Raw genomic sequence first — 13,689 nt, 5'->3', positions numbered from 1 at the left:
GAGCTCGCGGCTCCGAGATCTCACGGGAAGACTGTTGCTTGCATGCATCGCCGGGAGCGACGGGTACGAACGCAAGACTCTCCGCTTCGACCGTCCAGGACGACGCGGCATACGCACCAAGGGACTACTTTACCGGAAGCGGGACACTGTGGCAAAACGTGCTGTCCGGTGTGTCCCGCCATAGGCTGACGAGATGACCGTTCTCGTCGATGACCCTCGTTGGCCCGCGCACGGGCGTCTGTGGGCTCACCTCGTCAGCGACGACAACCTGGACGAGCTCCACGCCTTCGCGAGGTCTCACGACGTGCCTGCGCGCGCGTTCGACCTCGACCACTACGACGTGCCGGAAGAGCTCGTCCCCAAGCTCATCGCCGCCGGCGCGCAACACGTCGACGGCAAGGAGCTGGTACGGCGACTGATCGCGTCAGGACTGCGGATCCCCGCCCGCGACCGGCGCTGACGGCTCGGAGTTCACCGACACCGGAGTGCCCGTGAGAGCGGCCGTAGAGACACGGCGACGACCGCGTCCCTGGCCAGGAGCCTTCGGTTCCGGAAGCGCATCCAGCACCGAGTCGAGCAGCGCCTCGGCCGGGGACTTCGGCGCATTGCGATCGGCGCCGCGCTTCTTGCGGGGCTTCTTCGTGCGCTCCTGCGCGACAGGCACCTTGACCGGAGCGGCGACGACGACATCGGCCGAAGACTCCTCGGCACTCGGAGCGCGAGTCGATGCTGCGATCTGCGCGAGCGCGGACTTCGCGCCCTCGGGGATGCTGTGGGTCGTCACCGACGCCGGCGCCTGGCTCTGATTCTGGCTCTGGCTCTGGCTCTGTCCGTTGCCACCGCGCTGGCGACGGTTCGACGAGGAACCGCCGTTGCCGTTGCCATTGCTGTTGCCGCTGCTGGCACGGTGCTTCACGACGGGGTCGTGGTGCACGATGACACCGCGACCGGCGCACACGTCGCATGCTTCGCTGAAAGTCTCGAGAAGGCCGAGTCCGAGCTTCTTGCGGGTCATCTGGACGAGTCCGAGCGAAGTGACCTCGGCCACCTGGTGCTTCGTCCGATCGCGGCTCAGGCACTCGATCAGGCGACGCAGCACGAGATCGCGGTTCGACTCGAGCACCATGTCGATGAAGTCGACGACGATGATGCCGCCGATGTCGCGCAACCGGAGCTGGCGGACGATCTCCTCCGCGGCTTCGAGGTTGTTCTTGGTGACGGTCTCCTCGAGGTTTCCCCCGGAGCCGACGAACTTGCCCGTGTTGACGTCGACGACCGTCATGGCCTCGGTGCGGTCGATGACGAGCGAGCCGCCCGAGGGCAGCCAGACCTTGCGGTCGAGGGCCTTCTCGATCTGCTCCGTGATGCGGAACGCATCGAACGGATCGGTCTCCTCCTCGTACGACTCCACTCGTTCGAGCAGGTCGGGGGCGACGCTCTCGAGGTACGCGCGGATCGTGCGCTGCGACTCCTCACCCTGGATCAGCATCTTCGTGAAGTCCTCGTTGAAGACGTCACGCACGATCTTGACCAGGAGGTCAGGCTCGGCGTGCAGCAGTGCGGGCGCCTGCTGGCTCTCGACCTGCTTGCGGATGTGCTCCCACTGGGACGTCAGTCGCTGCACGTCGCGCGTCAGCTGGTCTTCGGTGGCGCCCTCGGCCGCCGTACGGACGATCACACCCGAAGACTCGGGCAGGACCTCCTTGAGGATGCGCTTCAGGCGCGTGCGCTCGTTGTCGGGCAGCTTGCGGCTGATGCCGTTCATCGAACCGCCGGGCACGTACACGAGGTACCGGCCGGGGAGCGAGATCTGGCTGGTCAGACGTGCACCCTTGTGGCCCACCGGATCCTTGGTGACCTGCACGAGGACGCGGTCGCCCGCCTTGAGGGCCAGCTCGATGCGGCGGGGCTGGTTGCCTGTCTCGACGCCGTCCCAATCGACTTCGCCCGAGTACAGCACGGCGTTGCGGCCGCGACCGATGTCGACGAACGCGGCCTCCATGCTCGGAAGGACGTTCTGCACGCGGCCGAGGTAGACGTTGCCGATCAGCGACGCATCCTGGTTGCGGGCGACGTAGTGCTCGACGAGCACACCGTCTTCGAGAACGCCGATCTGCGTGCGACCGTTCTTCGACCGGACGACCATCTTGCGGTCGACCGACTCGCGGCGAGCCAGGAACTCGGCCTCGGTCACGACCGGACGACGACGACCGGCGTCACGACCGTCACGACGGCGCTGCTTCTTGGCCTCGAGACGGGTCGAACCCTTGATCGCCTTCGGCTCGGTGATGTACTCGACGACGCGCTGGCGCGGCTGGCGCGGCTCGTCACGCTGTTCGCGCGGCTCGCGCTGGTCTCCGTCGTCGGAGCCTCCGCGACGGCGACGGCCGCGACGGCCGGATGCGGAGTCGTCGGGCTCGCGCTCGGCGATGCGGTCGAACACGCGCTCACGACCCGGGCGGGCCGGCAGCGGCACGACCTCGGGCGCGTAGAAGTGAAGCTGAGTGGAGACCTGAGAGACGAAGACCTCGGGGAGGAGACCCAGCGACACTGCGGTGATCGCCTGGGGCGCCTCGGGCTCGGGAGCCTCGACGGGCTTCTCGTCCGCGGGCTTGTCGTCCACGACCGGCTTCTCGTCCACGACGGGAGCCTCCTCAGCAGCAGGAGCCTCCTCAGCGGCAGGAGCCTCCTCAGCGGCAGGAGGCTCCTCAGCAGCAGGAGCCTCGTCGGGCGCGTCCACGGGCGCGTCCTGCGTCACAGGGGCGTCCTCGGCGACGGGGGCCTCGGCCTCGCCACTCTCCGGAGCATCGGGCGTGCCGTCAGCCTCCGGAGCGTCGGCGACTACCTCGTCGGGTGCGTGAGCATCCGAAGAGAAGTCGAGGGTAGGGGCGTCGTAGTCATTGTTCTCATCGGCCATCTCTGGCGTGCTCCTCGTGGCGGACACTTCGTGTTCCGCTAAATCTCATGCGGCGCCTACAGGTGCCGCGAACTCATTCGGTGTGCGACCGGCTCATGGCTCTGATCGCGAGGGGCATACGGCCCCGAAGTCTGCGTCGATGCCCACAACGACAACGTCGAGCGATGCATCACAGGCCATTATCGCACCAAGTGGGCCGGTTCGCGGCATCGTCGCGTGCTCGCGTCGTTTTCTCCGGCCCGCCTCACGCCCGATCCATAGTGATCACTGGGATAATCCACATATGAGCGAGCAGCGAACCCGCCCCGTCATCTATGCCGTCTGGCTGATCATCGCGAGCGTCGTAGGCTGGTTCGCCGCCTTCCAGCTCACGGTCGAGAAGTTCGTGCTGCTCGAGAACCCGACCGATGCACTCGCCTGCGATGTCAGTCCGTTCATCCAGTGCAGCAAGAACCTCGGCTCATGGCAGGGTGAGATCTTCGGCTTCCCCAACCCGCTGCTGGGGCTGACCGGATGGATGGCGCCGTTGGTCATCGGCGTCGCGATCCTCGCCGGAGCCCGCTTCCCCCGCTGGTTCTGGGCCGCCTTCGGCGCCGGCATCACGTTCGCATTCGGCCTGGTGTGCTGGCTGATCGGCCAGAGCCTCTACGCGTCGAACCTCGGCGTGCTGTGCCCCTGGTGCATGGTCACCTGGGCCGTCACGATCCCGACGTTCTTCGCGACCATGCTGCATCTGGCCCGCAACGGCACCTTCACGAAGAGCGAGAAGGCCCAGGAACGCGCCGACAAGCTCATGGTCTGGGTCCCACTGTGGCGACGCAGATGCTCGAGTCGATGATCAACAGCCCCGTCCCCACGCGCGCCGAGACCTCGGACGTCGCGAACGCGGTGCCGCCGCACGAGATCGTGCGGCGGGCTTCGTCGTTGCGAGGATGCTCAGTCGAACCAGATGCCGAGTTCGCGTGCGGCGGACTCGGGGCTGTCCGAGCCGTGGACGAGGTTCTGCTGGACCTTGAGGCCCCAGTCGCGGCCGAAGTCGCCACGAATCGTGCCGGGTGCCGCGGTCGTCGGGTCAGTGGTGCCCGCGAGCGAGCGGAACCCTTCGATCACACGGTTGCCCGCGAGGCGGATCGCCACGGACGGACCCGAGAGCATGAACTCGAGGAGCGGCTCGTAGAACGGCTTTCCCTCGTGCTCCGCATAGTGCTCGGCGAGGAGGTCGCGGTCGGGTTCGACCAGACGGATGTCGACGAGCGCGTAGCCCTTCGATTCGATGCGCGCCAGGATCGCTCCGGTGAGGCCGCGCGCGACACCGTCGGGCTTGACGAGGACGAGGGTTTCTTCGGTGGCCATGTTATTCACTCTCTGTCTGAGTCTCGGTCGCGGGCCCGTCAGGACGTCGTGCGTCCAATCGAGCCCCCATGATCGTCGCATATCCCCACATGCCGCCGAAAATCACGACGACCAGCAGGATGGCGGGAACGAGGATCGCGGCCAGCGCGATGATGACCTGGATCACCCAGCCCGCGGTGATGGCCCAGGGCTTCGTGATCATCCCCGCGACGGCGATGCAGGCGAGCCCGACGATCGCTCCTCCCACGATCCCCCACCACTGCGGGATGCCCGGCGGTAGCGTCTTCAGCCCGAAGACCGTGAGCCCCGCGAGGAACACGACGATCGACTCGAATCCGAGCACGATCGGCGCGAGCTTCTGCACCAGAGTGCGCGGTGCACGAGGCGGACGAGGGAGTGCCGACTCGGCGCTCACGCCCGCCACCCCGACTTCCAATCCTCTTGCTCCGAGAGGGAGATGGCCTCGCCGGCGAGCACGACGGATCCTGCGATGACCACCGCACGGCGGTCGGACGATGCCGCCCACTCGCGAGCGGCGTCCGCCGCCTCGGCGAGGGTCGGATGCACGGTCGCTCGCTGCCCCGCGGCTTCGACGAGATCGGCGATCGCATCCGCATCGCTCGCCCGGTCGGAATCGGGGGCGGTGGCGAAGACGTGGGCTGCCGCCGGCGCGAGCTTCGCCACGATGCCCGCCGCATCCTTGTCGCCGAGGACGCCGAGAACGACCCCCCACTCGTCGAAGTCGAAGCTGTCGTCCATCGCCTGAGCGAGGGCTGCGGCCCCGTGCGGGTTGTGCGCCGCATCCACGATCACCGTGGGCGAGATGCCGAGCAGCTGAAGGCGACCGGGAGACGTCGCGCCCTGCAGCCCCTCCGAGACGATGTCGGCCGCGATCTGCTGCTGCCCACCGCCGATGAGCGCCTCCACTGCGGCGACCGCGAGAGCGGCGTTGTGCCCCTGATGCGCGCCGTACTGCGGCAGGTACTCCTCGAGGTACTCCCCCGCGAGCCCGCGGATCGAGATGAGCTGCCCTCCGACCGCGAGCTTCTGGTCGGTGAGACCGAACTCATCGCCCTCGAAGGCGATCGTGGCGTGCTTCTCCGCGGCGACGCGCCGAAGCACGTCGGCGGCCTCGTCCGGCTGCTGCGCAGAGACGACGGCTGCGCCCTCTTTGATGATCCCTGACTTGACAGTGGCGATCTCGGCGATCGAGCCACCGAGGCGATCGGCGTGGTCGATGTCGATCGGTGCGAACACCGCGACATCGCCGTCGGCGGTGTTGGTCGAGTCCCATTCGCCGCCCATGCCCACCTCGAGCACGAGGACGTCGACCGGGGCATCGGCCACCGCGACGAACGCCAGCACGGTGAGCAGCTCGAAGAACGTGAGCGGCTCCTCGCCTGCAGCTTCGAGCTCGGCGTCGACGATCCTGACGAAGGGCTCGATCTCGTCCCAGGCGTCGGCGACCGCGGCATCCTCGATCGGCTGACCGTCGATCATGATGCGCTCGGTGAAGCGCTCGAGATGCGGGCTCGTGAAGAGTCCGGTGCGCAGACCGTGCGCCCTGAGCAGGCTCTCGATCATGCGGGCCGTCGACGTCTTGCCGTTCGTCCCCGTGATGTGCACGACGCGGTACGTGCGCTGCGGGTCGTCGAGGAACGCGAGGATGCGTGCGGTGCGCTCCTTGCGCGGCTGCACCCAGCGCTCGCCCGCGCGGCTCAGCAGCGTCTCGTAGACGGCATCCGCCCTGTCTCGTGCGCTCATGCGCTCGGCTCCTCGATGTTCGTGTCGATCGTGACGATGATCGGGCGCTTGTCGGCACCGAGGGCCGTGGCGCCGCTGCGGAACACGCCGTCACCCGGGCTCGTCACCTCCTGCGCCAGAGCGGCGATCTCGTCGGTCGCGAGCACCGCGAAGCCCACAGCGAGGGTCTCCCCCGCGATCAGCTCGGCGTGCGTCTGCAGAGCCTCGGCATCGGCGGCGCTCACATTGAGCGCGAGCACGATGCGGTCGCTCACGTCGAGATCGGCGTTCTTACGCGCCTCCTGCACGACGCGGATCGCGTCACGCGCCAGGCCTTCGGCTTCGAGCTCCGGCGTGGTCTGAGTGTCGAGCAGCACGAAGCCGCCGGCCGGCACGAGTGCGAGCGCCTCGCCCTCCGGACGTCCGGTGGTCTCGAGCGCGAGCTCGTACTCCGACGGCTCGAGCGCGATGCCGCCCGCGGTGACGACTCCGTCGCTCTCCGACCAGTCCCCCGCCTTCGCGGCTTTGATCACGGTCTGCACGTTCTTGCCGAGGCGCGGGCCCGCGGCACGGGCGTTGACGCTGAGCCGGTGACTGATGCCGTAGTCCACGGCAGTCGTCTCCGACTGCTCGACGAGCTCGACCGACTTGACGTTGAGCTCCTCGCGCAGGATGTCCTCGAACTGGCCGAGCGTGGCCGCGAGCGGCGACACGACGGTGAGTCGGGCGAGAGGCAGCCGCACGCGCAGCTTCTCCTTCTTGCGCAGCGCGTTGGCGACGCTCGACAGCTCGCGGACAGCATCCATCGCGTCGCGGATCTCGTCGGCCGCAGGGAACGCGCTGGCGTCCGGCCAGTCCTGCAGGTGCACGCTGCGTCCGCCCGTGAGCCCCTGCCACACGCGCTCGCTTATGAGCGGCACGAGAGGCGCGGCGACGCGGGTCAGCGTCTCGAGCACCGTGTAGAGCGTGTCGAACGCATCGGCGTTCGATCCCTCCCAGAACCGGTCGCGTGATCGGCGGATGTACCAGTTGGTGAGCACCTCGGCGAAGTCGCGCAGACGCGCGGAGGCCGTGGTGGAGTCGAGTCCCTCGAGGTCGGCACGCACATCGCGCACCAGGTCGCCGAGACGAGCCAGGATGTAGCGATCGAGCACATCGGTGGAATCCGTACGCCACGTAGCCTCGTACCCGCCGGGCTTCGCCGCGTTCGCATACGTCGCGAAGAAGTACCACGAGTTCCACAGCGGCAGCAGGAACTCGCGCACGCCCGAGCGGATGCCTTCTTCGGTGACCGCGAGGTTGCCGCCGCGCAGCACCGAGCTCGACATGAGGAACCAGCGCATCGCGTCGGAACCGTCGCGGTCGAGCACCTCCGAGACGTCGGGATAGTTACGCAGCGACTTCGACATCTTGTAGCCGTCGTTGCCGAGGACGATGCCGTGGCAGCTGACACCGGTGAACGCCGGGCGGTCGAACAGCGCGGTCGACAGTACGTGCATGACGTAGAACCAGCCGCGCGTCTGCCCGATGTACTCGACGATGAAGTCGGCCGGTGCATGCGTGTCGAACCACTCCTGGTTCTCGAACGGGTAATGCACCTGCGCGTACGGCATGGAGCCCGAGTCGAACCACACGTCGAAGACGTCCTCGATGCGGCGCATGGTGCTCTTGCCGGTCGGGTCATCGGGGTTCGGACGTGTCAGGTCGTCGATGTACGGACGGTGCAGGTCGATCTCGCCCTCGGGGTTGCGCGGAAGCGTGCCGAAGTCGCGCTCCATCTCCTCGAGTGAGCCGTAGGCGTCGACGCGCGGGTACTCGGGGTCGTCGCTCTTCCAGATCGGTATCGGCGAGCCCCAGTAGCGGTTGCGGCTGATCGACCAGTCGCGCGCCCCCTCGAGCCACTTGCCGAACTGGCCGTGCTTGACGTTCTCGGGCACCCAGGTGATCTGCTCGTTGTTCGCGAGCAGGTCGTCCTTGATGTCCGTGACGCGGATGAACCAGCTCGAGACGGCCTTGTAGATCAGGGGGTTCCGACAGCGCCAGCAGTGCGGGTAGGAGTGCACGTAGCTCTGCTCGCGCAGGAGGCGGCCCTCGGAGCGCAGCAGACGGATGAGCGGCGTGTTCGCGTCCATCCAGAGCTGGCCCGCGACGTCGGTGACGTTGGGGAGGAAGCGTCCGCCATCGTCGAGCGACAGGATCGTCGGGATGCCGGCGGCACCCGCAACCCGCTGGTCGTCCTCACCGTAGGCCGGAGCCTGGTGGACGATGCCGGTGCCGTCGCTGACCGTGACGTAGTCGTCGACGAGGATGCGCCAGGCGTTCTCGGTGCCGTAGGTCTCGGTGTCGGCGTAGTAGTCGAAGAGACGGTCGTAGGTGACGTCCGCAAGGTCGGCACCCCGCACGGTCGCGTCGACCGCGGCGAGCGCCTCGTCGAGGCTCTCGTAACCGAGGTCCTTGACGTACCCGCCGAGCAGCTCGCGAGCGAGGAGATAGCGATGTGCTGCGGCCTCGACAGCGGCATCCGTCGTTCCTGCCACCTGGTGCACGTCGGCCGCTCCGCCGGGGCCGGCAGGCAGCACGACGTATTCGATGTCGGGGCCGACGGCGAGCGCGAGGTTGGTGGGGAGTGTCCAGGGCGTGGTCGTCCAGGCGAGTGCCCGCACGGCGGTGAGGCCGAGGGCCTCTGCCTTGGCGCCCGTCAGCGGGAAGGTGACGGTGACCGACGGGTCCTGACGGTTCTGGTACACGTCGTCGTCCATGCGCAGCTCGTGCGCCGACAGCGGGGTCTCGTCGCGCCAGCAGTACGGCAGCACGCGGTATCCCTCATAGGCGAGGCCCTTGTCGAACAGGGTCTTGAACGCCCAGAGCACGCTCTCCATGTACCCGAGGTCGAGCGTCTTGTAGCCGCGCTCGAAGTCGACCCAGCGGGCCTGACGCGTGACGTAGTCCTGCCACTCGTGCGTGTACTTGAGCACCGAGTCCTTCGCCTTCGCGTTGAAGACGTCGATGCCCATGGCCTCGATCTCGCTCTTTTCGGTGATGCCGAGCTGCTTCATGGCCTCGAGTTCGGCTGGCAGACCGTGGGTGTCCCAGCCGAAGACGCGATCGACCTTCTTGCCGATCATGGTCTGGAATCGCGGGAAGACATCCTTGGCGTAGCCGGTGAGCAGATGCCCGTAGTGCGGCAGCCCGTTGGCGAACGGCGGGCCGTCGTAGAAGACCCACTCGTCAGCGCCCTCGCGCTGCTCGATGGAGGCGCGGAATGTCTGGTCGGTCTCCCAGAAGTCGAGCACGTCGCGCTCGATCTGGGGGAACCGAGGGCTCGGGGCGACGGAGGCAGCCTGGTCGGCGGCGGGGCCGAAGGAGGAACGCGGGTAGGTCATGTCGTCTCGCAGGAGTCGTGGCGGATGCTGCTGCGAGGACGATCCGTCCGGCGTGTCGTTCCGGGGACCGCGGTACCACCTCGCGTGCCGCGCCTCTCGGCGGAGCCACTCTCACTGCGGCTGTGACGGGCCTGCCCCGCTCGGTTCTACTGAGTCCGCCCTGGCGGGGCCGACCGTTCTTCCGAGAGCTCCCCGGTGATGTCCGGATCACAGCTCTTGGCTCCCATTGTACGCGCGGTGCGGGGCGTGCGCCTCCCGAGGGGGCCGAGGGAGAAGCGACCGAGCCGGGGAGTGTCTCCCCCACCCCCTACCCTCGAAGCATGGCCCGCTCCCCCGAATCCCCTGCGGCTCCCCGCGTCTCGCCTCCCGACCTTCCGCTCGAGTTCGAGCCCGCGAGCGCGAGGCGCAGCGCCGATCTGCTCGCGGCCCGGCTCGATCTCGAGGTCGCGGCCGACCTCGCCCACGCCTCACTCGAGCAGTGCACGATCACGGCCGATGCCGACAGCGTCGACCTGACCGGAGCCACGCTCATCGACGTCGACATGGCGGGTGTCCGCATCGCCTCACTGCGGATGAGGGATGCCGGCGTGCGCCGTGTCCGCATCAGCGGAGGCCGCATCGGCACACTCGATCTGAGCAGCGCCCGCATCGACGAGCTGGAGCTCCGCGATGTGCGCATCGACTATCTCAACCTCGGCGGGGTGCGGGCAGCCGACATCGAGATCACCGCGTGCAGCATCCGGACGATCGACATGCCCCAGGCCGAGCTCGCCCGGGTGCGCTTCACCGACACGCGCTCGGACGAGGTGGACTCGCGAGGCATGCGCGCCACGCACGTCGACCTGCGCGGGCTCGACGCCTCGGCGTTCCTCGATGCGAACAGCCTGCGCGGGACGACCCTGAGCAGCTTCCAGGTGCAGCAGCTCGCTCCGGTGCTCGCCGCGGGGATCGGCATCCAGGTCAAGGACTGACGGGGCGTTCAGTCAGGGACTGGCGGGCCGGTTCGCCTCGAGCAGCTCCTGTGTGAACGGATGCTGCGGCGATGCGAACACGTCGGCGATCGCGCCCTGCTCGACGATGACGCCGTCCTGCATCACGAGCACGTCGTCGGCGACCGCTCCGACGACGTCGAGATCATGGGAGACGAAGATCATGGTCAGCCGACGCTCCCGTTGCAGTCGGAGCAACAGCTGGAGCACGCGTTCGCGCACGGACGGATCCAGAGCTGAGACCGGCTCGTCCAGGACCAGCACCTCGGGCTCGGCCGCCAGCGCCCGCGCGATGGCCGCGCGCTGACGCTGCCCGCCCGACAGCGCGGCTGGCCGACGGCTCGCCAGCACGGGGTCGAGGTCGACCTCGGCCAGAAGCTCGGCCACACGTCGGGCACGCAGCGTGCGAGGCACGCCTCCTGCGGCGAGCGCCTCCCTCAGTGAGCGTCCGATCGTCCACCGAGGGTCGAACGCGCCGAGGGGGTTCTGATGCACCAGCTGCACGCGGTGCTCTCCGATCCAGCGCAGGCCTCCGTCATCCGGTTGGTCGACGCCGACGATCATCCGCGCGAGCGTCGTCTTGCCCGAGCCCGACTCCCCGACGATCCCGAGCGTGCGTCCCTCGTACACGGCGAACGACGCATCACTCACCGCTGCGATCTCGCCGAAAGTCCTGGTCGCGCCGGTCGCGACGAGCACGGGCGAGGCGTCCTCGGCCGAAGTCACCCTGGGCTCGTGGATGGTCGCGGCGATCAGCTGCCGGGTGTACTCGTGCTGGGGCGCCTCGAGCACCTCCGCCACCGTCCCGGACTCGACCACCGCGCCGTCGCGCATGACCAGCACGCGATCGGCGATCCGACGGACGGCCGCGAAGTCGTGGCTGATGAACACGATCGCGGTGCCGGCATCCGCGATGTCGCGGAGCAGTCCGAGGATCCGCGCCTGCACCGTCGCATCGAGAGCCGTGGTCGGCTCGTCAGCGACGAGTATCGCCGGTTCCGCCGCGATGGCCGAGGCGATCAGCGCTCGCTGCCGTAGCCCTCCGGAGAGCTCGTGCGGATACTGCCGCGCGCGGCGGGCGGCATCCGGCATCCACACCCGGTGCAGGAGGTCCTGAACCCTCTCGCGCAGCGCCGCTCGCCCGGAGACGAGACCATGGAGACGCAGAGGCTCAGCGATCTCCGATCCCACTCGCTGCAGCGGATCGAGCGACACGAGAGCATCCTGCGAGACGAGCGCGATGCCGGCGCCGCGGAGCGACCGCCAGCGCCGCCCTCCGAATCGCGCGACATCCGTCCCGTCGACGACGAGCCGATCGAAGCGCACGCGGGCGTCTGCGGGCGTGAGTCCGAGCAGCGCCCGGGCGGTGAGCGACTTGCCCGCCCCCGACTCGCCCACGATCGCGACGCACTCACCAGGCGACACGGTGAACGACACCCCGTCGACCACGGGCACCCCGCCGAAGTCGATGTGCAGCCCTGTCATCTCCAGCGCAGCGGTCATGATGTCCGCCCCTCTGCTCTGGCACGCAGGACCCGGCCGACGATGGTCGCTGCGATCACGGTCACGGTGATCGCGATGCCGGGGAAGACGGCGATCCACCAGGCCTGCCCCAGCACATTGCGTCCTCCCGCGAGCATGAGTCCCCACTCGGGCGTCGGCTCCGAGGGACCGAGGCCGAGGAAGCTGAGTCCGGCCGCGGCGAGGATGCTCGATCCGATGCCGATCGTCGCGAGCACGCTCAACGAGCCGAGCACCCCCGGCACCACGTGCCGGACGAACGCGGGTACGGGAGGAACCCCGAGGATGCGTGCGGCCTCGACGTGCTCGGCAGTGCGGAGCGTGCGGGTCTGCACACGGGCGAGACGGATGTAGACGGGGACGGCCGCGAGCGTCACCGCGATCGCGATGTTGACCGGCCCTGGCCCGAGCACCGCCACGACGACCAGTGCGACCAGGAACTCGGGGAAGGCCATGAGCACGTCGTTGACGCGCATGAGCGCTGCGTCGACTCCCCGCGGGGCGAGTCCTGCGAGCGCGCCGATGAGCAATCCTGCGGCGAGCGCGATGCCGGTAGCGAGCAGACCGATTCCGATCGAGCGCCCGGCCCCGTGCACCACCCGCGAGTACACGTCGCGGCCGCTCTGATCGGTGCCGAACAGGTGCTCGGCACTCGGCGGAAGCAGCGACGCGCGCACATCGGTCTGGAGCGGGTCGTGCGTCGCGAGGACTCCGGGGAAGGCCGCGGCGAACGCGAGCACCAGCAGCACGGCCACCGCGCACCAGAGCAGAACGACCTGGGCGCGCTTCATCGCACACCCCCGCGTTCCGTGCGAAGACGTGGATCGATGAGCGGGTGCAGGAGCTCGATCACGAGGTTCACGATCACGAACACGACGGCGCTGAGCAGGATGATCCCCGTGATCACGGGCAGATCGCGGTTGGTGATGGCCGCGAGGGTGACCCGCCCGAGGCCTGCGCGGGCGAACACGGTCTCGACGAGCACGGCTCCGCCGAGCACCGATCCCGTCAGATACGCGGCCAGGGTCACCGCATTCGCGGCGCCATGCCTCAGCCCGTGACGCAGCGTGAACCACGACGGGCTCGCGCCTCGGGCCCTGACGGTCTCGGCGAACGGCATCCGCTCGGCCTGCATGAGTCCGTCGCGCAGGACCTGGCTGAGAAGTGCAGCGACCGGCAGCGCGAGGGTGATGGCCGGCAGCACGATCGTCGCCGGATTGCGTGCGCCCGAGACCGGGAACCATCCGAGGCCGAACGCGAAGACGCTGAGCAGGATCAGGCCGATCCAGAACACCGGCGACGACAGGATGACGAGTTCGATGCCCGCGGCGACCGCTCGCCCTGCCTGACCGCGCACCAGCAGGGCGACGGCCAGCGCGAGCAGCACCGCGATCACGAGCGCCAGCGCTGAGAGCTGCAGAGTCGCCCCGAGCTGACGACCGATGACCTCGGCCACCGGCATCCGCAGCTGGTACGACTCCCCCAGGTCTCCCCGGGCGAGCTGACCGATGAAGGTCAGATACTGCTCGAGCGGGGGCCGATCGAGGCCGAGCTCTGCGCGGATGCCGTCTTTCACCGCTTCGCTCACCTGCGCCTGCGGCCCGAGCATCACCGACACCGGATCGCCCGGAATGATGCGGAACGCCAGGAAGACCAACGTCGCCGCACCCCAGAGCACGATCACGACGGATGCTGCGAGACCGGCGATGCGGAGGAGCGCTGCCTTCACCGTTCGCGCCCTCTCGACAGTTCCTGAGCATCCTCCGGTACGCGGCGCTCGCTC

The 13,689-nt window shown here is 68.5% G+C and carries 11 protein-coding genes and 1 pseudogene; 4 read left to right on the top strand and 8 right to left on the bottom strand.

All coding sequences use genetic code 11. The annotated features are described in order from the left end of the window. The first annotated feature begins 193 nt into the window (after positions 1-193). A complete protein-coding gene (locus ASF63_RS16720) occupies positions 194-460 on the top strand; it encodes a DUF4031 domain-containing protein (protein ID WP_056516719.1) in 267 nt (88 codons plus the stop codon). Here ASF63_RS16720 and ASF63_RS16715 read toward each other — a convergent pair. Further along, positions 425-2,917, bottom strand: a complete 2,493-nt coding sequence (locus ASF63_RS16715) for an Rne/Rng family ribonuclease (RefSeq protein WP_056516715.1) — start codon at positions 2,915-2,917, stop codon at positions 425-427. The genes ASF63_RS16720 and ASF63_RS16715 overlap by 36 nt on opposite strands. A 283-nt stretch (positions 2,918-3,200) precedes the next feature. On the opposite strand from ASF63_RS16715, the gene ASF63_RS16710 reads away from it, so the two are divergent. Both ASF63_RS16710 and ASF63_RS18920 read left to right on the top strand, forming a co-directional pair. Then, positions 3,201-3,755, top strand: coding sequence for a vitamin K epoxide reductase family protein (locus tag ASF63_RS16710; RefSeq protein ID WP_082478292.1), 555 nt, complete (start codon positions 3,201-3,203; stop codon positions 3,753-3,755). Then, positions 3,728-3,808 (top strand): annotated as a pseudogene (locus tag ASF63_RS18920) (pyruvate kinase); the annotation flags it as partial. The gene ASF63_RS16710 and the pseudogene ASF63_RS18920, both read left to right, overlap by 28 nt. Positions 3,809-3,853: 45 nt before the next feature. Here the strand turns inward: ASF63_RS18920 and ndk are convergent. From ndk to ileS, 4 genes are read right to left on the bottom strand one after another with little or no spacing between them, the layout of a single operon-like run. After that, the gene (gene ndk / locus ASF63_RS16705; protein ID WP_045254652.1) at positions 3,854-4,270 is read right to left on the bottom strand and encodes a nucleoside-diphosphate kinase; all 417 of its coding nucleotides are present in this window, start codon (positions 4,268-4,270) and stop codon (positions 3,854-3,856) included. A gap of 1 nt (position 4,271) precedes the next feature. Beyond that, positions 4,272-4,685: a DUF4233 domain-containing protein gene (locus ASF63_RS16700; protein ID WP_235560844.1), complete on the bottom strand. Its 414-nt coding sequence runs from the start codon at positions 4,683-4,685 to the stop codon at positions 4,272-4,274. After that, on the bottom strand, positions 4,682-6,034 hold the full coding sequence (locus tag ASF63_RS16695) for a bifunctional folylpolyglutamate synthase/dihydrofolate synthase (RefSeq protein WP_056516707.1): 1,353 nt from the start codon (positions 6,032-6,034) through the stop codon (positions 4,682-4,684). Before ASF63_RS16695 ends, ASF63_RS16700 begins: the two co-directional genes overlap by 4 nt. Next, the gene (gene ileS / locus ASF63_RS16690) at positions 6,031-9,396 is read right to left on the bottom strand and encodes an isoleucine--tRNA ligase (protein WP_056516705.1); all 3,366 of its coding nucleotides are present in this window, start codon (positions 9,394-9,396) and stop codon (positions 6,031-6,033) included. The genes ASF63_RS16695 and ileS overlap by 4 nt, the downstream gene beginning before the upstream one ends. Before the next feature lie 320 nt (positions 9,397-9,716). Between ileS and ASF63_RS16685 the strand changes: the two genes are divergently transcribed. Then, positions 9,717-10,367, top strand: coding sequence for a pentapeptide repeat-containing protein (locus tag ASF63_RS16685; protein ID WP_056516703.1), 651 nt, complete (start codon positions 9,717-9,719; stop codon positions 10,365-10,367). A gap of 12 nt (positions 10,368-10,379) precedes the next feature. On the opposite strand, the gene ASF63_RS16680 is transcribed toward ASF63_RS16685, so the two are convergent. From ASF63_RS16680 to ASF63_RS16670, 3 genes are read right to left on the bottom strand one after another with little or no spacing between them, the layout of a single operon-like run. After that, positions 10,380-11,888: an ATP-binding cassette domain-containing protein gene (locus ASF63_RS16680; protein WP_056516701.1), complete on the bottom strand. Its 1,509-nt coding sequence runs from the start codon at positions 11,886-11,888 to the stop codon at positions 10,380-10,382. Then, entirely contained in the window at positions 11,885-12,697 is an 813-nt protein-coding gene (locus ASF63_RS16675) for an ABC transporter permease (RefSeq protein ID WP_056516698.1), read from the bottom strand. Before ASF63_RS16675 ends, ASF63_RS16680 begins: the two co-directional genes overlap by 4 nt. Continuing rightward, positions 12,694-13,635, bottom strand: a complete 942-nt coding sequence (locus ASF63_RS16670) for an ABC transporter permease (protein WP_056516696.1) — start codon at positions 13,633-13,635, stop codon at positions 12,694-12,696. The genes ASF63_RS16675 and ASF63_RS16670 overlap by 4 nt, the downstream gene beginning before the upstream one ends. Positions 13,636-13,689: the final 54 nt, after the last annotated feature.

The organism is Microbacterium sp. Leaf320 (genome assembly GCF_001423485.1).
Taxonomy (GTDB): Bacteria; Actinomycetota; Actinomycetes; order Actinomycetales; family Microbacteriaceae; genus Microbacterium.
The sequence above is the reverse complement of the archived record's forward strand: the minus strand, read 5'-3'. Positions and strand labels throughout refer to the sequence as shown.

Excerpts from the sequence above, each read along its gene's own strand:
- ASF63_RS16720 (WP_056516719.1), top strand. The coding sequence starts at position 194 with ATGACCGTTCTCGTCGATGACCCTCGTTGGCCCGCGCACGGGCGTCTG.
- ASF63_RS16715 (WP_056516715.1), bottom strand. The coding sequence starts at position 2,917 with ATGGCCGATGAGAACAATGACTACGACGCCCCTACCCTCGACTTCTCT.
- ASF63_RS16710 (WP_082478292.1), top strand. The coding sequence starts at position 3,201 with ATGAGCGAGCAGCGAACCCGCCCCGTCATCTATGCCGTCTGGCTGATC.
- ndk (WP_045254652.1), bottom strand. The coding sequence starts at position 4,270 with ATGGCCACCGAAGAAACCCTCGTCCTCGTCAAGCCCGACGGTGTCGCG.
- ASF63_RS16695 (WP_056516707.1), bottom strand. The coding sequence starts at position 6,034 with ATGAGCGCACGAGACAGGGCGGATGCCGTCTACGAGACGCTGCTGAGC.
- ileS (WP_056516705.1), bottom strand. The coding sequence starts at position 9,396 with ATGACCTACCCGCGTTCCTCCTTCGGCCCCGCCGCCGACCAGGCTGCC.
- ASF63_RS16685 (WP_056516703.1), top strand. The coding sequence starts at position 9,717 with ATGGCCCGCTCCCCCGAATCCCCTGCGGCTCCCCGCGTCTCGCCTCCC.
- ASF63_RS16680 (WP_056516701.1), bottom strand. The coding sequence starts at position 11,888 with ATGACCGCTGCGCTGGAGATGACAGGGCTGCACATCGACTTCGGCGGG.
- ASF63_RS16675 (WP_056516698.1), bottom strand. The coding sequence starts at position 12,697 with ATGAAGCGCGCCCAGGTCGTTCTGCTCTGGTGCGCGGTGGCCGTGCTG.